The following is a 19,845-nucleotide window of genomic DNA, read 5'->3' as shown; positions in this document are numbered from 1 at the left end:
GAGAATCGAGTACCCCGTGACCCGAGCATTGCCTTCCGGCATCGGCCTGATGCCGGTCCGCCGGCCCGATGACCACCGCCCCCGGCTGGACCGCCTCTCGGCGGTGCCGATCACCGACCTGGCGCGGCGATTCAGCGCCGCCACCCCGACCTCGGCGCGGGATCTGGACCGGTTGGACGGCGATCTGATGTTGCGCGGCTTCGCGCCGGTCGGCACCGGGGTGCTACGGCGGATCCTGTCGCGGCCCTCGTTCTTCTGGATGGGCAAGTCGTTCCGCCGCGTCGACGACGAGCTCATCGCGGGCCACAACTTCTTCACCGCCCTCGGCGGCTCCAGGGGGCTGCCGTTCGCCGCGACGATCGGCCCGTCCGTGGTCGACGGCAGGCCCGCGGTCCGCATCGACTACGGCGATCCGCGCCTGGCCGGACCACGGCTGACCCGGCGTCTCTACGACGAACTGCGGGAGATCGAACCAGGCCTCTGGCTCGGCCCCGGATTTCTGCGGATCGGACAACGCCGGGTGACGGTGTGCTGGTTCGCGGTCGACAGCTCGGTCGGCTATGGGGAGGTGCGATGAGGACAGCACGCCGCGCGGTAGTCGCCGTGGCCATCGGGCTCCTCACCGCGCACAGCGGATCAGCTGTAGCGCAACCACTTCCGGTTCCGTGGAGCATTCTCGACGGCGTGCGGGCACAGCTACAGACGCCCGGCGCGGCCCCGCCGGGGTCGAACGACTGGTCCTGCACCCCCTCGGCGGCGCACCCGAATCCCGTGGTGCTCGTCCACGGCGGATTCGTCAACCGGACGATCAACTGGCAGACCATGTCCCCGCTGCTGGCCAACGCCGGGTACTGCGTGTTCGCGCTGACCTACGGCTCCCCCGGCTGGGCGACACCCACCGAATGGACACCGGGCGCGATGCGTCCCGTGACCGAGAATGCCCGCCAGATCGGCGATTTCGTCGCCGAGGTCCGGCGGGCGACAGGTGCGGGCAAGGTCGACATCCTCGCCGAGTCGTTCGGCACGCTCTCCTCCAACCACTACGCGAAGTACCTGGGCGGCGCGGCTTCGGTGGAACGGATCGTCGCGCTGTCGGGGCTGTGGGAGGGAACCGATGTGATGGCTCTGGATCGGCTGCGCGAGTCGCTGCGCGGCACCGGGATCGACACGCCGCTGTGGAATCTGGTGGCTGCCACCGGCTGCGAGATCTGTCCGCAAGTCCTGCGCGGCTCGGACTATCTCACCGCACTGTCCCGCGACGGGGTCTACGCGCCCGGCGTGCGCTATACCAACATCACCTCTCGGTACGACGTCCTGCTGACGCCCTATCCGACCAGCCTCGTGCCGGGACCGGAGACCACGAACATCGTCCTCCAGGACGGGTGCGAGCAGGACTTCACCGAGCATTTCAGCATCGCCGCCAGTCCACGCACGGTCTCCTTCGTCCTGGGTGCGCTGGATCCGGCGCACGCGCCACCGGTGCCGTGCGAGCTCACGACACCGTTCGGGCGCTGAGTGCGGTCGGTGGGGCAGACTGCCGATTCCGGTGCCGTCGGCGCCGAACGTTGGCAGTATGCAAGATGCACAGCATCGACAGAATCGAGTCCGCTCATGACGCCGACACCGTTGTCCGCCGACGGTCTGATGCCGGTCCGCGCGCCGTCGGGCCATCGCCCGCGCCTGGACGCCCTGTCGCGGGCCGGGCTCACCGAGTTCCGCGCGCTGTTCGACGCGGCGCCCGCGGTGACCGAACGCGACTTCGCGCGGCTCGACGGTGATGTGACGATGCGGTCGTTCCCCGGGTCCGCCGAGCGGGTGCTCGGGCCGGTGATGGCGCGGCCGTCGTATTTCTGGGTGGCGAAATCGTTTCGTCACGTGGACGGCGGGGTGGCGGTCGGCCACAACGTCTTCCGTCTGCTCGGCGGCATGCGGGCGCTGAATTTCGTGGCCACGGTGGGTGATTCCGTGCTCGACGGGCGCGCGGCGGTGCTGTTCGACTATGACGATCCGCGGGTCGGTTCGCGGCGGCCCGCCCGGCGGATCTACGACGAACTGCGGGAGATCGAGCCGGATCTGTGGCTGGGCCCGAGCTACTTCCTGACCCGGGGGAAGCGGATCCCGATGGGCTGGTTCGCCCTCGACGCCGCGGTGCCGTTCGACGGCCCGGCCTGACGAACGGCGGTGCGCCGGGCGCGGGAGAGCCCGCACCCGGCGCACCGTGGCACCCTCAGCCGCGCGCCGCGCGTTGGGCGCGATACTCGGCGACGTTGACCCCGCCGACGCCCCAATCCGTCAGCGCCACTTCGTCGATCACCACGTAGGTGCTGTCGGGCGACTTGCCGAGCACCTCGAACAGCAGGTCGGTGACACCCTTGATCAGCTGACCCTTCTGCTCCGGGGTGACCCCTTCGTCGGTGACCTTGATGTTGACATACGGCATGGTTTGGTTTCCTTTCTACGCCGCTCTACCCGAGATGAACCCGCCGTCGACGGGGAGGATGTGGCCGGTGACGAACTCGGCGTCGGTCAGGTACAGCACGGCCGCCGTGGTGTCGGCGACCTCGCCGATCCGGCCGAGCAGGGCAGCGCCCGCGGCGGCGCGCTCGTCGCCGTCACCGAACAGCGGGGTGCGGATGATGCCGGGCGCGACCGCGTTCACCCGGATCCGGGCGGGCGCGAGTTCGGCGGCCAGGCTGGTGGTCAGGGCGTGCACGCCGCCCTTGCTGATCAGCGCGGCCGACGCGGGGAGCCCGGTCATCGCGTGGTCGATGAGCACGGTACCGATGTTGACGACGCTGCCGCCGTCGCCCTGGGCGAGCAGCTGGCGCACCACGGCCTGGGTGGTGAAGTAGGTGCCCTTGAGGTTGCCACCGAGATAGCGGTCGAGCTCGGACTCGGTGACGTCGACGAAGGGGGTCGCGCCGAACACGCCCGCGCTGTTGATCAGCGCGTCGACCCGGCCGAATCGCTCCAGAGCGGCGCGGACGTATGCCGATCCCGTTGCGGGCGAGCCGATATCACCGGCCACGGTGGCCACGCGATCCGGCGCGTCGAGTTCCGCGGCGACGGCGGCGAGCTTGTCCGCGTCGCGCCCGCCCAGGACCACCGCGTCGCCTCTGGCGACGAAGGCGCGGGCGACATCACGCCCGATTCCGCTGGATGCCCCGGTCACGACGACCGTCTTCGGAGTCGACATCGACTGTTCCTTTCGAGTTCGGAAACGACCGGTCGTCTCAGGATGGACGACCGGCAGGGTTGGGACGCGAGATAGGGCTCGGTTACGGCCGGAAGTAGTCGTCGAGCAGGCGGCGCAGACACTTGTCCAGCGGCTCGACGGTGCGGTCGATCTTCATCCGGATGACCGCACCCTCCCACGACTCCAGCAGCAGATCGGCGAGGTCGACGGCGTCGATGTCGGCGCGCACCGTCCCCTCGGCCTGCGCGGTCCGCAGGGCGCCCGCGACGCCGTCGCGCCAGGCCGCCCAGGCCGCCGAGAGCGCGGTGCGCAAGGTCTCGCTGCCCTCGAGTTCACCGCCGAGATTGGCGATCAGGCAGCCGCCGGTGTAGTCGGCGGTGACGAAGTCCGCGGTCAGCGTGCCGAAGAAGCGGCGCAGACCGGTGAGCGCGTCGGGGGCGCCGCCGAAGGCTTCGGCCAGGTTGCGCTGCACGCAGAGCGAGTGATGTTCGATCACCGCGTGCGCGAAGCTCTCCTTGCTGTCGAAGTAGTTGTAGAACGACCCCTTCGGCACGCCGACCTTGTCGAGCACCTGCTTGATGCCGGTGCCGTGATAGCCGTTGGACAGCAGACCGACCGCGCCCTCCTCGATCAGGAGTGCTCGGGTGTCGTCGCTACGCCGGGGCCGTGCCATGCGAACGACTATACGACCGGTCGTCTACTAATCGCAAGAGGTCGTCGTCAGTCGTCGTCGACGCCGCGCGCCGCCAGCGCCTCCCCCATCGCGTCGGCGGTCCGCAACGCGCGCACCAGCACGGGCGTGACCAGGGCCGTCGCCGACCAGGACACCCCGCGAGCGCGGCGCGCCTCGGCGACGTCGTGCACGATCTGCGCCAGCAACGGAACGCAGCGAATGGCCAGGGCCAGCAGCAGCCCCACCCGCTCGGGATCCACCCCGACCCGGCGCAGCGGCCCGAGCGCGCGGGTGAGGGCGTCCAGCAGGTCGGTGACCCTGGTCGTCACGGTGACCAGCGCCGCGAGCGCGACCGAGGCGAGCAGCACAGCGCAGACGACGACCGCCCGGGTCGGCGAGGTGGTGAACAGCTGGAACACACCGATGATCAGCGTCATCCACAGCACCGGCCGGATCTGCGCCAGCGCCACCCGCCAGGAGATCCGCGCGAGCGCGAACAGGCAGGCGATCAGGAGCACGAGCACACCCACACCCGGCAGACCGCGCACGAAGACGGTCATCGCGACGATCGCGACGACGAGCAGCACCAGCTTCGCCCCCGCGGGCATCCGGTGCAGCGGGGAATCGCCGGGACGGTAGAGGCCGATCACTCGACGAGCCGCCGGTACGCGCCGACCGCGTCCGCGGGCGGGCCGTCGTAGGCGACGGACCCGTTGTCCAGCACCACGACTCGGTCGAAGCCGTCGAGCAGGGCGAGCTGGTGGGTCACCACGATCACCTGCTGGTCGAGGGCGTTCAGCGCCTCCGACACCCGGCGGGCGTTGCGCAGGTCGAGCAGGGTGGTCGGCTCGTCGGCGACGATCACCTCGGGCTCGCGGATCAGCGCGGAACCGATCGCGAGCAGCTGCTTCTGCCCGCCTGAGAGCAGGTGCGCCGGATGGTCGGCGTGCGCGCCCAGCCCGAATCGGTCCAGCATCCCGGTCACCCTGGCCGCGATCTCGGCGCGGCCGAGGCCGCTGCGCCGCAGCGAGAACGCCAGGTCCTCGGTGACGGTCGGCATCACGATCTGGGTGTCGGGATCGGTGAACACGAAGCCGACCTTGCGCCGCACCTGGGCACCCTTGCGGGCAGCGTCGATCCCGTCGACCGTGACGCTGCCCGAGGTCGGCTTCAGCAGGCCGTTGAGCATCCGCGCCAGCGTCGACTTCCCCGAGCCGTTGGCGCCGATGAGCCCGACCCGTTGTTCGGTGATCCGCAGGTCGATCTCGCGCAGGACGGTCCGGTCGCCGAACCGGTGGCCCACCCCGTCGAGGACGATCTCGCTCACGCGCGCCGCCGACCCGCGCGCTCAGCCACGGATCAGTCCGGGATAGGCCCGGTGCACACCCTTGGCCACCACGGTGGCGATGACGACCTTGGCCAGGTCGCCCGGCACGAACGCGAAATTGGTCGATATGGCGGCCCAGAGCCCGAGGTCGGTGCGGACCAGCAGGCCGGCGGTACCGAACAGGTAGATGACCAGGATGCCGCCGAGCGCGTTGATCAGCAGGCCCGGCACGATCGGGTACTTCGGCAGGATCAGCGCGGTCAGCGACCCGATCACCAGCGTGGCGGGAATCCAGCCGATCAGATAGCCCGCGGTCGGCGAGGCCAGCGCGGTCAGGCCGGTGCGACCGCCCGAGAGCAGCGGCAGGCCGATCAGGGTCAGCGCGATGAAGACCGCGACGGCGGCGGTGCCCTTGCGCGCGCCGAGGATCGCGCCGGTCAGGATCACACCGAGGGTCTGCAGGGTGATCGGCACGCCACTGAATCCGACGGTGATCGCGCCCGGCAGCCCCAGGGCGGCGATCAGCGCGGCGAACACCGCGATCTGCGCCAGGTCCCGCGCGGCGAAACCGACCGCGGGCTTAGGGGATTTCTCGATATCGGACACAGCGGACATCCTTCACCATGGAATTGAACGACGTTCAAGATAGCAGGTGAGGCGCCTGAGTCCGCGGTCGGAAGACATCGGCGAGCATTTCGCCGCGCCCGAAGATCGATTACGATTCGAAGGTTGGGACTTCCCGGGCGGCGCTCGCCGCACAACGGCAGCGCGCCGACAACCCGTGGCCGAGGAAGGGCCATCATGTCGATAGCGCTACAACGTTTTTCGAACTTGATCGCCGCGATCTACGGCGCGGGCAACGACCCGGACCGGTGGGACTCGGTGATCGGGGAGATCACCGACACCTTCGGCGCGGTCCACGGCTTCCTGGTCATCGCCGATCCGGTCGGTGACCGGTTCGCGATCAAATCCGCGGGGGCCAGTAGCCCGCCGGATCTGCCCGCGCAGCTCGAGCGCGTCGCCGAGCGGGTCCAACAGCTGCCGGTCGGCAGCACCGCCACCAGCGACGACCTGTTCGCCGTGCCGGAGCACGGCAGCGCGCTCGCCGACCAGGTCAGCGCGAACGGCCTGTCCAACAGCTTCCTGGCCCGGCTCAGCGACGATCGCCCGTCGTCGTGGATCTGCCTGACGATGCCCGATCACCAGTCGATCACCGGCCATCCCGCGGGCCTGGCGCTGCTGCGGGTGCTCGTGCCGCACCTGCGCGGCGCGCTGCGCACCCAGTCCAAGCTGGTCGAACTGTCCCGGGACCGGGCCTTCGCGCTCGCGACCCTGGAGCAGGCGCACTACGGGATCATGATCGTCACCACCGACGCGGCGCTGGTGTTCGCCAACTCGATGGCCGAGCGGATCACCGAGGCGTCCGACGGGTTGTCGGTGGACGCCTTCGGCTGTCTGCGGGCCGGATCCCCGACCACCCAGAAACAGCTCAGGGACCTGATCAACTGCGCCGCCGACCCCGGATTCTCCAGCGGCAACGTGGCCGTCACCCGCTGTTCCGGCCGCAAGCCGCTGATTCTGCGGGTGTCCCCGCTCGACGGCATCGCCGGCGACGGACTGTGGCACCGCGCGGTGCTGCTCCTGCTCGTCGATCCGGATCACGACCCCGAGCCGGAGCCGGAGGCCCTGCACGATCTGTACGGCCTGACCGACGCGGAGACCATGGTCGCCATGGGGGTGCTGCGCGGCGACGGCTTGCCCGCCGTCGCCGATCAGCTCTCCGTCTCGGTATTCACCGCCCGCACGCACCTGCAGCATATTTTCGCGAAGACGAAAACACACCGGCAGGCGGAATTGGTTCGGCTCCTGCTGACCACTGCCATTTCCGCGCAGTAACTATTCGCAATCAAATCGGATGGAATCCTGCACCGATTCCGCCGCGTGCGTCGACATCCGCGAGAATCAGCGAGAAATTCGCGCCGACCTGCGGGCCGATGCACGGCAGCCCGATATAGCCGTTGACGATCGCGACGAGCGTCGAACCGACGACGACGGGCGCGCCGGAATCACCGAGGATCACGCAGATCTGGGTCAGCGTCCACGAGGCGCCACCGAAGACGTCTCCGTAGACCAGCCCACAGGTCTGCCCTGTTGTCCGTCCTTCCTTACAGGCGACAGCCGGGAACTGGGCGGGCACGCCGACGTCGGTGATCGTGGTCGAGCCGACCCGGTTCACCGGGATCACCGCACTCTCGTCGAAGGCGATGACCGCGTAGTCGAGATCGCTGCCGAGCACCGCGATCGTGCCGACGTTGCCTGCCTCGGGATCGGCCTCGGCGGCCACTCCCATGCCCTCACCGGCGGCGGCGCAGTGCGCGGCCGTGAAGCCGACCAGATGACCGGCACCATCCCAGCCGATCGTCGTGAGTGTGCAGGTCGAGCCGTCGTCGAGGACGATGCCGGAGCCACCACCGAGCGTCACCGGGGCGGCTCCCTGCGCCGTCCCGACAGTGCCGACGGTGCCCCAGACCAGCAGCAGCGTGGCGGCGGCGATCCACCACCGACCCCATGTCGTAGGGGCACTCCCGCGCTGAAGTGCGGGAGTGCCTTGATTGCTTCTCGTTTTCGGCATCTGCGTGTCAGACCACGCAGACCGGGTACAAGAAGGGAACGGTGATCAGGACGATGCCGCATGCGAGGAAGGCACCGGGGATCGTGATGAACGGTGACAACACAACGGGCTCGACCTGAACCGGAACCGGTGCGACGGGGACGGGGTCCGCCGCGGGTGCTGCGCCGGCGACGCCGGCACCTAGAGCGATCATCGGCGCACAAGCGAGCACCGCGATGGTTGAACGTACTTTGTACATGGCCATTCCTTCGACTGTCTCCCACATTTGTCGTGCCGATCCCACGACGGAATCGTCACCCTATAAAGGACAGCACCGACGGCCCGGAATATCGTCGTACGAACAGATGAGATCTAAAAGGGCCGCTTCGATCGGATCACAGCTGCGAGGTATTCGTAATCCTCGGCCCGCGCGGATGACCCCCGATATGCCAGCCCGATCGTGCGGCCCGGCGCGGGATCGGCGAAGCGCGCGGTGTCGAGGGTGGCCCGCGCGGTCTCGGTGGCCACGGCCATCTGCGGAATGAGGGTCACCCCGAGGCCGCCCGCGACGCACTGCACCACCGTCGTCAGCGAGGCGGCGCGGGTGTCGCCGACCGCGCCGGGGTGCACCTCGGCGGTGCGGCACAGCTCGAGCGTCTGGTCGCGCAGGCAGTGGCCTTCGTCCAGCAGCAGCAGCGGCATGTCGGCCAGCACCGGTGCGGCCAGGTCGGTGCGCCCGGCCAGCTCGTGCCCGCGCGGGGTGACGAGCACGAATTCCTCGGAGTACAGCGGGATCTCGACCAGGCCGGGGGCGTCGGTGGGCAACGCGAGCAGGGCGACGTCGAGCACGCCGGTGCGCAGCCCGTCGAGCAGCCGGGCGGTCTGGTCCTCCACCACCTGGGGCACCAGCGCGGGCAGTTTGCGGCGCAGCTCGGGCAGCAGGTCCGGCAGCACGTAGGGCGCGACGGTCGGGATGATGCCCAGCCGCAGCACCCCGCCGAGTCCGTCACCGGTCGCCGAGGCCACGAAACGGTCGGCCGCCTCGAGGGTCGCCATCGCCTGCGGCAGCAGCCGCATCCCGGCCGCGGTGACCAGCACGCGACGGGTGCTGCGCTCGATGAGCTGCAGTCCGAGGCCGTTTTCCAGTGATGCCAGTGCCTGCGATAACGTGGGTTGGCTCACAGTCAAACGCGCTGCGGCGGTGCCGAAATGCCGATATTCGGCCACGGCGACGAACGCACGCAGCTGCGACAGGGTTGGCTGATAAGTCTGATCAGTCACGCCTATCAGTGTACGACGAGCGATCGGCTTTACCTTTCAGTACGCTTTCGGCAAGATCACCGCGGGCTCACACGACGAGCGCGACCACACCACGAATGAGGAGATGAGCATGGCTCTGCTGACCATCGGCGACCAGTTCCCGGCATACAACCTCAAGGCAGTCATCGGAGGTGACCTGTCGAAGGTCGACGCGCAGCAGCCGGACGATTACTTCACCCAGATCACCAGCGACGACCACGCGGGCAAGTGGCGCATCGTGTTCTTCTGGCCCAAGGACTTCACCTTCGTGTGCCCCACCGAGATCGCCGCCTTCGGCAAGCTGAACGAGGAGTTCGCCGACCGTGACGCCCAGGTGCTCGGCGCCTCGGTCGACAACGAGTTCGTGCACTTCCAGTGGCGCGCCCAGCACGAGGATCTCAAGACCCTCCCCTTCCCGATCCTGTCGGACCTCAAGCGTGAGCTGGCCGCCGCCACCGGCGTTCTCAACGCCGACGGCGTCGCCGATCGCGCCACCTTCATCGTCGACCCGAACAACGAGGTGCAGTTCGTCTCGGTGACCGCCGGTTCGGTCGGCCGCAACGTCGACGAGGTGCTGCGCGTGCTCGACGCCCTGCAGTCCGACGAGCTGTGCGCCTGCAACTGGAAGAAGGGCGATCCGACCATCAACGCGGGCGAACTGCTCTCGGCCAGCGTCTGATCCACCTTTCCCACCGAACACCCAGAGGAGCCCCACTGTCATGAGCATCGAGAACCTGAAGAACTCCCTCCCCGAGTACGCCAAGGACCTCAAGCTCAATCTGTCGTCGATCGCGCGCACCACGGTGCTCAGCGAGCAGCAGCTGTGGGGCACCCTGCTCGCCTCGGCCGCCGCGACCCGCTCGGCCACCACGCTGCGCGAGATCGCCGAGGAAGCCGCCGACGTGCTGTCCGCCGAGGCCTACGAGGCCGCGCTGGGCGCCGCGTCGATCATGGGCATGAACAACGTGTTCTACCGCGGCAAGGCGTTCCTGGACGGCCGCTACGACGATCTGCGCGCCGGGCTGCGGATGAACATCATCGGCAACCCCGGTGTCGACAAGGCCGACTTCGAGCTGTGGTCGTTCGCGGTCTCCTCGATCAACGGCTGCGCGCACTGCCTGGAGGCGCACGAGAAGACGCTGCGTGAGGCCGGTGCCTCGCGCGAGGTGATCTTCGAGTCGCTGCGCGCGGCGGCCATCGTCGCCGGTGTCGGCCAGGCGGTGCAGTCCACCGAGGCCCTGGCCTCGGCCGCCGTCTGAGGTAGCGCCCCGCGGCCCCCGACCGGAATCCGGTCGGGGGCCGCGGTCGTTTCCCGAGGACACGACCGGGCGCGCGATCCTGCCGGGCTCGCGTACCGGCCGGTAGGCTCGCGATCATGAACGCACATGATGTGCCCGATGCCCCGGACATCCAGGTCGAGGTCGTCCGAGTGTTCACCGACCCCGCCGGGCAGCTCGGCAACGCGCTCGGCATCGCCCGCGCGGGTGACGTCGTCGCGCTCGACAAGCAGGAGCTGGCCGCGCGGCTCGGCTTCAGCGAGACCACCGTCGTGCAGGACCCCGTGGACGGGATCGCCGACGTCCGGATCTACACGCCCACCGTGGAATTGCCGTTCGCCGGGCATCCGAGCGTCGGCACCGCGTGGTGGCTGGCCGTGCAGCGCACGCCGGTACACACCCTCCAGGTCCCCGCGGGACCCGTCGCCGTCGCCCAGACCGACGGCCTGACCTGGATCACCGCCCGCGCCGAATGGGCGCCCGACTTCACCTTCCACGAGCTGGCCACGGCCGAGGAACTGGCGCTGCTGCGGCCCGACGACTTCAGCACGGGCCAGCACTACTTCTGGACCTGGACCGACGAACCGCGCGGCGCCCTGCGCTCCCGCATGTTCGCCCCCGCCATGGGCATCGCCGAGGACGAGGCCACCGGCGCGGCGGCGGTCGCGCTCACCGCCCAGTTGCGCCGCGGTCTGGTGGTGACCCAGGGCCAGGGGTCCCAGCTCTACACCGAATGGGATTCCGACGGCTGGGTGCGGCTCGGTGGCCGGGTCGCCGAGGACCACGTGGTGGTGCTCTGAGCTCAGCTCCCCAGCGGGCCGCCGAAGCGGCGTAGCCAGGGTGGGCGGGCGGTCCAGTGCCCGCGCCGTGGGCTGCCGGGTCCGGCCAGGTCGGCGAGGATGCGGGTCTCCAGGTGCCGGGGCGGGGTGCGCTGGTCGTCGGCGGCCAGGCGCGCGAGCACGTCGTGCACGCCGCGGACCCGGTCGGCGAACTGCGCGAGGCCGGGCGTGGTCATGGTGGCCAGCTTGTTCTCGATGTGGTGGTGTTCGAGTTCGGCGACCGCGTCGAGGGCGTAGGCGTCGGCGAGGGCGAGCACCGAGCCCGGTGGACACCAGTGCCGCGTGCTGCCGACGCGGATGGTGCGCTGCTCGGCCAGCCGCTCCACGCTCTCGGCGAGCAGCCGGGTGACGACGGGGACCCGCAGGCCCAGTTCACGCCCGATCGCCCGGTAGGTGCGCCCACCGTAGTAGGCGAGCACGAACACCTCGCAGTGGCTGTCGAGCGGATCGGCGAAGCCGAGCCGGGCCGACGCGGCGAGCCAGGGCATGTCGTCGCGGTCGTGCCGGTCCAGCCGCAGTCGCTGGATCGCGAGCCGGTGGACCTGGGCGAGCAGCCAGGTCTGCTCGGCGTCGAACTGCGGTTCGCCGCGCCCCCGATAGGGCGCTGGCAGTTCCGGCTCGCCCACCGGCGGGAGGTCGCCGCCGACCCGGGAACCGTCGCGGCCGTAGACCGCGCCCCGGCCGAAGCCGGTGTCGGAGCCGGGGTCCCGCCGCTGCCCACCGACGAATGCCGAACGGCCCCATGGCGTCCCGAGATCGGGACCGTGGTCGTCCGCGAGGTCGGCCGGTGGGTCCGGTGGCTCGGCGTCGGCCGTCCACGGGGTCGTGCGGAGTCGCCGATATCCCTCGCGGACAACGTCTTCGGCCGCACCCCGCCGGTGCAGCACCCGCAGCGCCAGCCCGAAGGCCGCCGCACCGGTGGCCCGGAAGAGGGTGCGCAGCGCCTCGCGGTCGTCCGGCTCGGACGGGAGGTCGGGGACGGACCGCTCGACGCCACCGACCGCCGGGTCGGGACCACGCTGCCGGTTCATCGTCGAATTCCTGTCCACACAACGGCAATTCGCAGCGCGAGCGGTTGTGGATCGGTATTCACCGCCCGATCGCGGCGATCAGCATGAAGGCGGTACCGATATCCATCACCACATGGGGGATCAGCGCCGAGCTCAGTGGATGGGCACCGGCCGGGTGGACGAACCGGTGCGGGCGCGGTCCGTGACCGACGGTACCGAGCGCGAGCAGGGCGTCCAGCGCGAACAACGCGGCCAGCGCCAGCGCGGGCCAGGCCGGTCCACTCACCGTGTGCCCGCCGCCGTGCCCGGCCATCGCGTACAGCATCGCCGCGGCGGCGACGGTGTGATAGCCGAGCGCCAGGACGCCGTCCGGACCCGCGGCGGCCTGCGCCCGCAGCACGACGACGCGCTCGGCCAGCAGGATCGCGAAGGCGACCGTGAGCGCGGTGAGGACACCGCGCACGGCCAGCGGATGGGTCGCGGCGGGGAAGATCAGCATGGCCAGCATCACCAGGCACATGAGCAGGTGGGCGCTGTCGGCGGCCGCGTCGACCCGGTGCCCGGGCGCCACCCGGCCGGTCAACCGCCGCGCGACGATGATCGTCGCGAGCACGAACGCGGCGACCACCGGCCACCGGACGAGTGCATAGTGCTCAACGAATTCGGCCACACCCCACCACCTTCGAGTCGAGACCCGCGCACCCCATGCTCGCATCGACCGGCGTCCCCGCGGGCGGGTTTGCCCCCAGGCGAGAGCACCCGCGGGAGATGACGGATCATGGACCGATGTCCGACGCACCCTCCGTGGCCTCGGCGCAGGCACTGCGCGTCACGGTCGACGACCTCTCCGACGCCCCGATCCGCGACCTGCTGACCGGCCATCACACCGAGATGGCGGCCAACTCCCCCGCCGACAGCATGCACGCCCTCGACCTGGCCGCCCTGCGCGATCCCGCGGTCACGGTGTGGAGTGCCTGGGCGGGCGCCGAGCTGGCCGGCTGCGGCGCGCTCAAGGAACTCGACGCGGGCCACGGCGAGATCAAGTCCATGCGCACCGCCGACGGGTTCACCGGCCGCGGCGTCGCCGCGCGGGTGCTGGCCGACATCGTCGCGGAGGCGCGACGACGCGGCTACGCGCGGCTGAGCCTGGAAACCGGCTCGAACGCGTACTTCGCGCCCGCCCGCCGCCTCTACCTACGGCACGGGTTCACCGAGTGCGCGCCCTTCGCCGACTACGTCCTCGATCCACACAGCCAGTTCTTCACGCTGGCCCTCTAGCCACCGGCCCCGCGCTCAGCCCAGGGCGCGGGTGAAGCCCTCGACGAGCTCGGCGACCTGCGTGTCGGTCATCACGAACGACGGCGAGATCTGCATGGCGCCCTGACCGGCGGCGCGACCCGAGATGCCGTGCTCGCGCAGGGTTTTCACCAGGCCGGGACCCTCGGACGGGTCGGCCAGTTGCACGGCGGCCACCGCGCCGAGCCCACTGCGCACCTCGGCGACACGCGGATGCTCGGCCAGCGGCGCGAGCAGCGTGTGCAGGGTGCTCTCCAGGCGGGCCGCCTCCTCGAGCAGCCCTTCGCGTTCGACGATGGCCAGGTTGGCCAGCGCCGCGGCCGCCGCGCCCGCGTGCCCGCCGTAGGTGTAGCCGTGCCGCCACCAGACGCCACCCGCGAAGAACGGCTCGGCCAGGTGCGGTGCGATGAAGACCGCGCCCATCGGCACGTAGCCCGAGGTCAGGCCCTTGGCGGTGGTGACGAGATCGGGTTCGAGTGCGAACTTGGTGGAGGCGAACCAGGTGCCGCCGATCCGGCCGAAACCGGTGACCACCTCGTCGGCGACGAACAGGATGTCGTTGTCGCGGCAGATCTGGCGCACCTCGGCCAGGTACCCTGCCGGCGGCAGGTACACCCCGCCCGCGCCGATGATCGGCTCGCAGAAGAAGGCCGCGATCTGCTCGGCGCCGATGTCCTCGATCAGGGCGAGCAGCGATTTCGCGTCGTCCCACTCGACAGTGCGGGTGTCGGCGACGAGCTCGCCGTACCCCTCCCGGTTGCCGGCCAGACCACCGATCGAGGTGCCCGCGTAGTGCATGCCGTGGTAGGCCAGGCGGCGGCCGACCAGGATCTTCTTGTCGGTGCGGCCGAGTTCGTGCCAGTAGCGGCGGGCCAGTTTGGCGGCGGTCTCCACCGAGTCCGAGCCACCGGAGGTGAAGAAGATCTTGCTGCCCGGCACCGGCGCGATCGCCGACAGTTTCTCGGCCAGTTCCTGGGTCGGCGGTTCGGTGAGGTCACCGAAGTTGGAGTAGTGCGCGATGGTGCGCAACTGCTCGGCGACCGCGTCGGCGATCTCGGCGCGACCGTGCCCGACATTGGCGAACCAGAGCCCGGCGGTGGCGTCGAGGTACCGCGTGCCCGCGGTGTCGTAGACGTAGGCGCCGTCACCGCGAGCGACGACGAACGCACCGTCCCGAGTGACGGCACCCATATCGGCGAATCCATGCCAGAGCGCATTCATGGTTCCACACTTACCCGAACCGGCCCGGCCGCGCTCGCCGGACTCGCGGATGTCTCAATCCGCGGACGCGCGCTCCCGCCACCACGCCCGCAGATCGCCCAGCGACGCCATGGCTACCGCGAGCACGGCGAACACCAGCGACAACACGACCAGCCCGATCGCCATCGACAGGTAGCCCTGCTGGCGCGGATCGATGAACGGATACGGGTACCAGTCCACGATCGGGCCGCGGATCAAGCTGTAGGCGCCGTAGAGCAGCGGGTAGACCAGCCACTGCCCGACCAGCGCGGGACTCGGCCGCAGCCGCTCCGGCATCGACACCAGCACCCAGTCCAGCAGCAGCACCAGCGGCAGGTACCGATGCATGACGTCGTTAATCCACTTGTCGTTGAGCATCACGTCGATCCGGGACAGCAGGACCGCGTAGACGACCATGGTGATCAGCATGTACAGCGTCGCCGCGCCACGGAACAGCTGCCAGCCACGGCCCTGCGGGGCGAGGAATCCGCCGACCAGCAGCACGATCACGCCGAGGATGTTCGACTCGACCGTGAAGTAGCTCAGGTAGTTGGTGAGCGAGAACGTCGCGGAGTCGATGTTGCGCAGCGGAATCCACAGCAGCGCGACCGCGCCGAGGATGCCGAACCCGATCCGCAGAACCCTGATCCACCACGCCGTGCCCGCCGCTGCGCTCATCTCGGGATCATCGCACGCCCCGACGGCGAAACCGCCGGTCTGCGGCGTCGCGTCGCGGCATCTACGGCGACGGTTCCAGACACGCGCGGGCCGACGGTCCGGTCCGACGGTGTGTCGTTGGTCTCCGCGACACCGGCCGTGGGCGGCGTGCCGGGAAAACCGGTGGCGGCCTTCGCTAGGCTGGTAGGCGCAATGACCAGGACAGCTAGCACCGGTACCCGCGCGCTGCGCACCCGCCTGGCGGAGGTCTCGCTGCGCGACGAACACCGGCTCCGGCGCAAGCTCGACCGGTCGCGCGCCGAGGATCTGCCCGCGCTCGAGGCGGAGATCGCCGCCGCCGAGACCCGCGTGGCGAATCGCCGCGCGGCGGTTCCGCGGATCACCTACCCCGAACAACTCCCGGTCTCCGCGCGCCGCGACGACATCGCCGCCGCGATCGCCGCGCACCAGGTCGTGATCGTGGCGGGCGAGACCGGCTCGGGTAAGACCACCCAGATCCCCAAGATCTGCCTCGAGCTCGGCCGCGGCATCCGCGGCACCATCGGCCACACCCAGCCGCGCCGCCTCGCCGCCCGCACCGTCGCCGAGCGCATCGCCGAGGAACTGGGCACCGAGCTGGGTGACGTGGTCGGCTACACGGTCCGCTTCACCGACCAGGCCTCGGACCGCACGCTGGTCAAGCTGATGACCGACGGCATCCTGCTCGCCGAGATCCAGCGCGATCGGCTGCTGCGCCGCTACGACACGATCATCATCGACGAGGCGCACGAGCGCAGCCTCAATATCGACTTCCTGCTCGGCTACCTGAAACAGCTGCTGCCCCGGCGCCCCGACCTCAAGGTGATCATCACCTCGGCGACCATCGATCCCGAGCTGTTCGCCCGCCACTTCGCCGACGCGCAGGGCACGCCGGCACCGATCGTCGAGGTGTCGGGCCGGTCGTATCCGGTCGAGCTGCGCTATCGCCCGCTGTCGCTGGAGCTGCCCGGCGCCGAGGACGACGAGGACGACACCCGCGTCGTCGACCGCGACCCCACCGACGCCATCGCCGACGCGGTCACCGAGCTGTTCGCCGAGGGCGACGGCGACGTACTGGTGTTCCTGTCCGGCGAACGCGAGATCCGCGACACCGCCGACACCCTGCGCGACCTGAGACTCCCCCGCACCGAGATCGTGCCGCTCTACGCGCGCCTGTCGGCGGCCGAGCAGCACAAGGTGTTCGCCCCGCACACCGGCCGCCGGGTGGTGCTGGCCACCAACGTCGCCGAGACCTCGCTGACCGTGCCGGGCATCCGCTATGTGGTCGACCCCGGCACCGCCCGCATCTCCCGCTACTCGATGCGCACCAAGGTGCAGCGGCTGCCGATCGAGCCGGTCTCGCAGGCCTCGGCCCGGCAGCGTTCCGGCCGCTGCGGCCGCGTCGCCGACGGCATCTGCATCCGGCTGTACTCCGAGGACGATTTCGAGTCGCGGCCCGCGTTCACCGAGCCGGAGATCCTGCGCACCAATCTCGCCGCGGTCATCCTGCAGATGACAGCGCTCGGCCTGGGTGACATCGAGAGCTTCCCCTTCGTCGAGGCACCCGATCGCCGCGCCATCCGCGACGGCATCGCGCTGCTCGAGGAACTGGGCGCGCTGGCCCACGGCAGCGCCAAAGCGGTGGACGGCGAAGCGGATTCGGGTGGCCATCTCACGCTCACCCCGATCGGCCGGGAGATGTCGCAGCTGCCGGTCGACCCCCGGATGGCGCGCATGCTCGTCGAAGCGCACCGCAACGGCTGCCTGGACGAGGTGCTGGTGATCGTGGCGGCGCTGTCCATCCAGGACGTGCGCGAACGGCCGGTGGAGCACCAGCAGGCCGCCGACACCCGGCACGCGCGGTTCACCGTCGACGGGTCGGATTTCCTGGCCTACCTGCGGCTGTGGGACTACCTGACCGAACAGCGCAAGTCGCTGTCGTCCAACCAGTTCCGCCGGATGTGCCGCGAGGAGTTCCTGCACTACCTGCGGATCAGGGAGTGGCAGGACCTGCACGGTCAGCTGCGCACGATCACCCGTGGGCTCGGCTGGAACGCCGGGGCCACACGCGGGGAGAACGTCGACGCGGCGGTCGAGGACGGTGCGAGCCCGCGGCGCGGCAGGCGCGACGGCGGACGCACGGCCGACCGCGCGCAGCCACTGTCGGCCGCCGACGCGGGTGACCGGTCGTCGGCGCGACAGCGCGGCTCGTCCCGACGCGGGCGCGGGGCGCGGCCGGAACGGGGATCGGCGACGGACACCACAGCGGCGAAAGACGCTCGCGGATCAGCGGATTCGGCCGCGACGGCCGAGGAGGCCATGCCGTGGCCGAGCGCGCAGATCCACCAGTCCCTGCTGGCGGGCATGCTGTCGCACATCGGGGTGCGCGAGGCGGAGTCGCGGGAGTTCCTCGGCGCGCGCAACGCCAAGTTCATGATCTTCCCCGGGTCCTCGCTGGCCAAGAAGCCGCCGCGCTGGGTGATGGCGGCCGAGCTGGTGGAGACCTCGCGGCTGTGGGGTCGGATCGCGGCGAAGGTGGAACCCGAATGGGCCGAGCGGCTCGCGGGCGATCTGGTGAAACGCACCTACTCCGAACCACATTGGTCGTCGAAGCGGGGCGCGGCGCGGGCCTACGAGCGGGCTACGCTCTACGGCGTTCCGCTGGTCACCGGCCGTCCCGTGGACTACGGGCGGATCGATCCGGAACTGTCGCGCGAGCTGTTCCTGCGGCACGCCCTGGTGCAGGGCGAATGGCAGACCAGACACGGCTTCTTCGCCCGCAACCGCGCGCTGATCGACGATGTGGCCGACCTCGAGCATCGGGCCCGGCGCCGCGACATCCTCGTCGACGACGAGGTGCTCTTCGAGTTCTACGACCAGCGCGTCCCCGCCGACGTCGTCTCGGTGCGACATTTCGACAGCTGGTGGCGCAAGGCCGAACGCACCGATCCCGCCCTGCTGGACTTCTCGACCGATACCGTCGTCAACGCCGGTGCCGCCGCGCTCGATCCGACCGATTTCCCCGACGCCTGGCGCCAGGGCGAGCTCAGCTTCCCGCTGACCTACCAGTTCGAGCCCGGCCAGGACGACGACGGGGTGACGGTGCGCATCCCGGTCGAGCAGCTCGCGCACGTGCGGGCCGTCGGCTTCGACTGGCTGGTCCCCGGCATGCGGGAGGAACTGGCCGCCGCGTTCATCAAGACCCTGCCGAAGACCCTGCGCCGCCAGGTCGTTCCCGCTCCCGATTTCGCGGCGGCCGCGCTGCGCGAGCTGGTCCCCCGCGCCGAGCCGCTGCGCACCGGGCTGGCCAGGGAGCTGTCCCGGCTGGGTTCGGTCACCATCACCGCCGACGATCTCGCACCCACCACGCTCCCCGATCATCTGCGGATGACCTTCGCCGCGGTCGACGGCCGGGGCACCGTGCTCGCCAAGTCCAAGAATCTCGCCCAGCTGAAAACCCAGCTGGCCGCCCAGGTGTCGGCCTCGGTGGCGCGGGCGACGGCGGGCGCGGAGCGGGCGCCCGCCACCGTGTGGACCTCCGAGTCACTGGGTTCGGTCGCGTCGACCGTGCGCCGCGAGGTGGCCGGGCAGACCGTCACCGGGTATCCGGCGCTGGTGCCCGAGGGCGAGGGGGTGGCCGTGCGGGTGCTCAGTTCGCCCGCCGAGCAGGCCGCCGCCATGCGCGCCGGTGTGCGCACCCTGCTGCTCGCCGCGATCCCGACCTCCACCCGCGCGGTCACCGCCGGGCTGCCCGCCGCCGACCGGCTTGCCTTGAGCCAGAACCCCGACGGCTCGCTGGACAAGCTGGTCGAGGACTGCCGGGTGGCCGCCGCCGACGAGCTCATCGCCGCCGCGGGCGGACCGGTCCGGACCCCGGCGGAGTTCGACGCGCTGGTCGCCACCGTCCGGCCCCAGCTGGCCGGCGCCGTCACCGGGCTGATCCGGGCCGTGGCGCCGGTACTCTCGGCCGCGCACCGGGCCCGCGCGGCCCTGGCCGACACCACCGAGACCGATATCGCCGACGATGTCCGCCAGCAGCTCGAGGATCTGCTGTTCCCCGGTTTCGTCGCCGAATGGGGGCGGGCCAGGCTGCGCGAACTCCCCCGCTACCTGCTCGCCGCGGCGCAGCGGCTGGAATCGCTGCCCGGCTCGGCCGTGCGCGATCGCCAGGGCATGGTCGAGGTCGACCGGATGCTGGCGGCCTACGACAAGCTGGTCCGCAGCCTGCCCGAGGGCCGCCGCAACGCCCGCGACGTCACCGAGATCTGGTGGATGATCGAGGAACTACGGGTGAGCCTGTTCGCGCAGAAGCTCGGCACGCCGTATCCGGTGTCGGCCAAGCGGATCGAGAAGGCGATCGGCGCGATCCGGCGCTGACCGGC

General features: G+C 70.4%; 22 protein-coding genes. 9 read left to right on the top strand and 13 right to left on the bottom strand.

What is annotated here, in order from left to right; all coding sequences use genetic code 11:
* Nucleotides 1–16: 16 nt before the first annotated feature.
* The 3 genes from AB0H54_RS11005 to AB0H54_RS10995 all read left to right on the top strand — a co-directional run bounded on the left by AB0H54_RS11005 (nucleotide 17) and on the right by AB0H54_RS10995 (nucleotide 2,172).
* Nucleotides 17–577 carry a hypothetical protein gene (locus tag AB0H54_RS11005; RefSeq protein WP_357344702.1) on the top strand — a complete coding sequence of 187 codons (561 nt, stop codon included), beginning with the start codon at nucleotides 17–19 and terminating at the stop codon, nucleotides 575–577.
* On the top strand, nucleotides 574–1,515 hold the full coding sequence (locus tag AB0H54_RS11000; protein WP_357344700.1) for an alpha/beta fold hydrolase: 942 nt from the start codon (nucleotides 574–576) through the stop codon (nucleotides 1,513–1,515). The genes AB0H54_RS11005 and AB0H54_RS11000 overlap by 4 nt, the downstream gene beginning before the upstream one ends.
* 96 nt (nucleotides 1,516–1,611) lie before the next feature.
* Nucleotides 1,612–2,172, top strand: a complete 561-nt coding sequence (locus AB0H54_RS10995) for a hypothetical protein (protein ID WP_355277601.1) — start codon at nucleotides 1,612–1,614, stop codon at nucleotides 2,170–2,172.
* Between the two features lie 55 nt (nucleotides 2,173–2,227).
* Here AB0H54_RS10995 and AB0H54_RS10990 read toward each other — a convergent pair whose 3' ends face one another.
* From AB0H54_RS10990 to AB0H54_RS10965, 6 genes are all read right to left on the bottom strand, one after another.
* Nucleotides 2,228–2,440 carry a 4-oxalocrotonate tautomerase family protein gene (locus AB0H54_RS10990; RefSeq protein ID WP_355277604.1) on the bottom strand — a complete coding sequence of 71 codons (213 nt, stop codon included), beginning with the start codon at nucleotides 2,438–2,440 and terminating at the stop codon, nucleotides 2,228–2,230.
* 15 nt (nucleotides 2,441–2,455) lie between these two features.
* Complete coding sequence (locus AB0H54_RS10985; RefSeq protein WP_357344697.1) at nucleotides 2,456–3,196, bottom strand: SDR family NAD(P)-dependent oxidoreductase; 741 nt, start codon at nucleotides 3,194–3,196, stop codon at nucleotides 2,456–2,458.
* Nucleotides 3,197–3,278: 82 nt separating this feature from the next.
* Nucleotides 3,279–3,869, bottom strand: a complete 591-nt coding sequence (locus AB0H54_RS10980) for a TetR family transcriptional regulator C-terminal domain-containing protein (RefSeq protein WP_357344695.1) — start codon at nucleotides 3,867–3,869, stop codon at nucleotides 3,279–3,281.
* Nucleotides 3,870–3,916: 47 nt separating this feature from the next.
* A complete protein-coding gene (locus AB0H54_RS10975) occupies nucleotides 3,917–4,519 on the bottom strand; it encodes an energy-coupling factor transporter transmembrane protein EcfT (protein ID WP_357344693.1) in 603 nt (200 codons plus the stop codon).
* Nucleotides 4,516–5,196, bottom strand: coding sequence for an ABC transporter ATP-binding protein (locus AB0H54_RS10970; protein WP_357344691.1), 681 nt, complete (start codon nucleotides 5,194–5,196; stop codon nucleotides 4,516–4,518). Before AB0H54_RS10970 ends, AB0H54_RS10975 begins: the two co-directional genes overlap by 4 nt.
* A gap of 21 nt (nucleotides 5,197–5,217) precedes the next feature.
* Complete coding sequence (locus AB0H54_RS10965; RefSeq protein ID WP_357344689.1) at nucleotides 5,218–5,811, bottom strand: biotin transporter BioY; 594 nt, start codon at nucleotides 5,809–5,811, stop codon at nucleotides 5,218–5,220.
* A gap of 186 nt (nucleotides 5,812–5,997) precedes the next feature.
* Between AB0H54_RS10965 and AB0H54_RS10960 the strand changes: the two genes are divergently transcribed.
* Nucleotides 5,998–7,092 carry a LuxR family transcriptional regulator gene (locus AB0H54_RS10960; protein WP_357344687.1) on the top strand — a complete coding sequence of 365 codons (1,095 nt, stop codon included), beginning with the start codon at nucleotides 5,998–6,000 and terminating at the stop codon, nucleotides 7,090–7,092.
* 10 nt (nucleotides 7,093–7,102) lie between these two features.
* Here the strand turns inward: AB0H54_RS10960 and AB0H54_RS10955 are convergent, their stop codons facing one another.
* The 3 genes from AB0H54_RS10955 to AB0H54_RS10945 all read right to left on the bottom strand — a co-directional run bounded on the left by AB0H54_RS10955 (nucleotide 7,103) and on the right by AB0H54_RS10945 (nucleotide 9,088).
* The gene (locus AB0H54_RS10955) at nucleotides 7,103–7,732 is read right to left on the bottom strand and encodes a serine protease (RefSeq protein ID WP_357345705.1); all 630 of its coding nucleotides are present in this window, start codon (nucleotides 7,730–7,732) and stop codon (nucleotides 7,103–7,105) included.
* A gap of 103 nt (nucleotides 7,733–7,835) precedes the next feature.
* Nucleotides 7,836–8,072, bottom strand: a complete 237-nt coding sequence (locus AB0H54_RS10950) for a hypothetical protein (protein WP_355277618.1) — start codon at nucleotides 8,070–8,072, stop codon at nucleotides 7,836–7,838.
* A 107-nt stretch (nucleotides 8,073–8,179) separates the two neighbouring features.
* Nucleotides 8,180–9,088, bottom strand: a complete 909-nt coding sequence (locus AB0H54_RS10945) for a hydrogen peroxide-inducible genes activator (protein ID WP_355277620.1) — start codon at nucleotides 9,086–9,088, stop codon at nucleotides 8,180–8,182.
* 109 nt (nucleotides 9,089–9,197) lie between these two features.
* On the opposite strand from AB0H54_RS10945, the gene AB0H54_RS10940 reads away from it, so the two are divergent.
* From AB0H54_RS10940 to AB0H54_RS10930, 3 genes are all read left to right on the top strand, one after another.
* Nucleotides 9,198–9,785: a peroxiredoxin gene (locus AB0H54_RS10940; RefSeq protein ID WP_019048020.1), complete on the top strand. Its 588-nt coding sequence runs from the start codon at nucleotides 9,198–9,200 to the stop codon at nucleotides 9,783–9,785.
* Nucleotides 9,786–9,825: 40 nt separating this feature from the next.
* Complete coding sequence (locus AB0H54_RS10935) at nucleotides 9,826–10,365, top strand: carboxymuconolactone decarboxylase family protein (protein WP_355277623.1); 540 nt, start codon at nucleotides 9,826–9,828, stop codon at nucleotides 10,363–10,365.
* A 116-nt stretch (nucleotides 10,366–10,481) separates the two neighbouring features.
* Nucleotides 10,482–11,183 (top strand): PhzF family phenazine biosynthesis protein, encoded by a 702-nt coding sequence (locus AB0H54_RS10930; RefSeq protein WP_355277625.1) that lies wholly within the window; start codon nucleotides 10,482–10,484, stop codon nucleotides 11,181–11,183.
* A 2-nt stretch (nucleotides 11,184–11,185) separates the two neighbouring features.
* Here the strand turns inward: AB0H54_RS10930 and AB0H54_RS10925 are convergent, their stop codons facing one another.
* Both AB0H54_RS10925 and AB0H54_RS10920 read right to left on the bottom strand, forming a co-directional pair.
* Nucleotides 11,186–12,253: a hypothetical protein gene (locus tag AB0H54_RS10925; protein WP_357344684.1), complete on the bottom strand. Its 1,068-nt coding sequence runs from the start codon at nucleotides 12,251–12,253 to the stop codon at nucleotides 11,186–11,188.
* Between the two features lie 58 nt (nucleotides 12,254–12,311).
* Nucleotides 12,312–12,902 (bottom strand): DUF5134 domain-containing protein, encoded by a 591-nt coding sequence (locus AB0H54_RS10920; protein ID WP_357344682.1) that lies wholly within the window; start codon nucleotides 12,900–12,902, stop codon nucleotides 12,312–12,314.
* A gap of 116 nt (nucleotides 12,903–13,018) precedes the next feature.
* Here AB0H54_RS10920 and AB0H54_RS10915 point away from each other — a divergent pair, with 116 nt between their 5' ends.
* A complete protein-coding gene (locus tag AB0H54_RS10915) occupies nucleotides 13,019–13,510 on the top strand; it encodes a GNAT family N-acetyltransferase (protein ID WP_357344680.1) in 492 nt (163 codons plus the stop codon).
* 15 nt (nucleotides 13,511–13,525) lie between these two features.
* Here AB0H54_RS10915 and AB0H54_RS10910 read toward each other — a convergent pair whose 3' ends face one another.
* Entirely contained in the window at nucleotides 13,526–14,749 is a 1,224-nt protein-coding gene (locus AB0H54_RS10910; protein ID WP_357344678.1) for an aminotransferase class III-fold pyridoxal phosphate-dependent enzyme, read from the bottom strand.
* A gap of 54 nt (nucleotides 14,750–14,803) precedes the next feature.
* Nucleotides 14,804–15,445 (bottom strand): Pr6Pr family membrane protein, encoded by a 642-nt coding sequence (locus AB0H54_RS10905; RefSeq protein ID WP_357344676.1) that lies wholly within the window; start codon nucleotides 15,443–15,445, stop codon nucleotides 14,804–14,806.
* Nucleotides 15,446–15,637: 192 nt separating this feature from the next.
* Between AB0H54_RS10905 and hrpA the strand changes: the two genes are divergently transcribed.
* Nucleotides 15,638–19,840 (top strand): ATP-dependent RNA helicase HrpA, encoded by a 4,203-nt coding sequence (hrpA, locus tag AB0H54_RS10900; RefSeq protein ID WP_357344674.1) that lies wholly within the window; start codon nucleotides 15,638–15,640, stop codon nucleotides 19,838–19,840.
* Nucleotides 19,841–19,845: the final 5 nt, after the last annotated feature.

The sequence above is a fragment of the Nocardia sp. NPDC050718 genome (assembly GCF_040654235.1).
Lineage (GTDB): Bacteria > Actinomycetota > Actinomycetes > Mycobacteriales > Mycobacteriaceae > Nocardia.
The sequence above is the reverse complement of the archived record's forward strand: the minus strand, read 5'-3'. Positions and strand labels throughout refer to the sequence as shown.

Excerpts from the sequence above, each read along its gene's own strand:
- AB0H54_RS10980 (WP_357344695.1), bottom strand. The coding sequence starts at position 3,869 with ATGGCACGGCCCCGGCGTAGCGACGACACCCGAGCACTCCTGATCGAG.
- hrpA (WP_357344674.1), top strand. The coding sequence starts at position 15,638 with ATGACCAGGACAGCTAGCACCGGTACCCGCGCGCTGCGCACCCGCCTG.
- AB0H54_RS10950 (WP_355277618.1), bottom strand. The coding sequence starts at position 8,072 with ATGGCCATGTACAAAGTACGTTCAACCATCGCGGTGCTCGCTTGTGCG.
- AB0H54_RS10985 (WP_357344697.1), bottom strand. The coding sequence starts at position 3,196 with ATGTCGACTCCGAAGACGGTCGTCGTGACCGGGGCATCCAGCGGAATC.
- AB0H54_RS10910 (WP_357344678.1), bottom strand. The coding sequence starts at position 14,749 with ATGAATGCGCTCTGGCATGGATTCGCCGATATGGGTGCCGTCACTCGG.
- AB0H54_RS10905 (WP_357344676.1), bottom strand. The coding sequence starts at position 15,445 with ATGAGCGCAGCGGCGGGCACGGCGTGGTGGATCAGGGTTCTGCGGATC.
- AB0H54_RS10925 (WP_357344684.1), bottom strand. The coding sequence starts at position 12,253 with ATGAACCGGCAGCGTGGTCCCGACCCGGCGGTCGGTGGCGTCGAGCGG.
- AB0H54_RS10960 (WP_357344687.1), top strand. The coding sequence starts at position 5,998 with ATGTCGATAGCGCTACAACGTTTTTCGAACTTGATCGCCGCGATCTAC.
- AB0H54_RS10915 (WP_357344680.1), top strand. The coding sequence starts at position 13,019 with ATGTCCGACGCACCCTCCGTGGCCTCGGCGCAGGCACTGCGCGTCACG.
- AB0H54_RS10995 (WP_355277601.1), top strand. The coding sequence starts at position 1,612 with ATGACGCCGACACCGTTGTCCGCCGACGGTCTGATGCCGGTCCGCGCG.
- AB0H54_RS10935 (WP_355277623.1), top strand. The coding sequence starts at position 9,826 with ATGAGCATCGAGAACCTGAAGAACTCCCTCCCCGAGTACGCCAAGGAC.
- AB0H54_RS11000 (WP_357344700.1), top strand. The coding sequence starts at position 574 with ATGAGGACAGCACGCCGCGCGGTAGTCGCCGTGGCCATCGGGCTCCTC.
- AB0H54_RS10940 (WP_019048020.1), top strand. The coding sequence starts at position 9,198 with ATGGCTCTGCTGACCATCGGCGACCAGTTCCCGGCATACAACCTCAAG.
- AB0H54_RS10930 (WP_355277625.1), top strand. The coding sequence starts at position 10,482 with ATGAACGCACATGATGTGCCCGATGCCCCGGACATCCAGGTCGAGGTC.
- AB0H54_RS10965 (WP_357344689.1), bottom strand. The coding sequence starts at position 5,811 with ATGTCCGCTGTGTCCGATATCGAGAAATCCCCTAAGCCCGCGGTCGGT.
- AB0H54_RS10990 (WP_355277604.1), bottom strand. The coding sequence starts at position 2,440 with ATGCCGTATGTCAACATCAAGGTCACCGACGAAGGGGTCACCCCGGAG.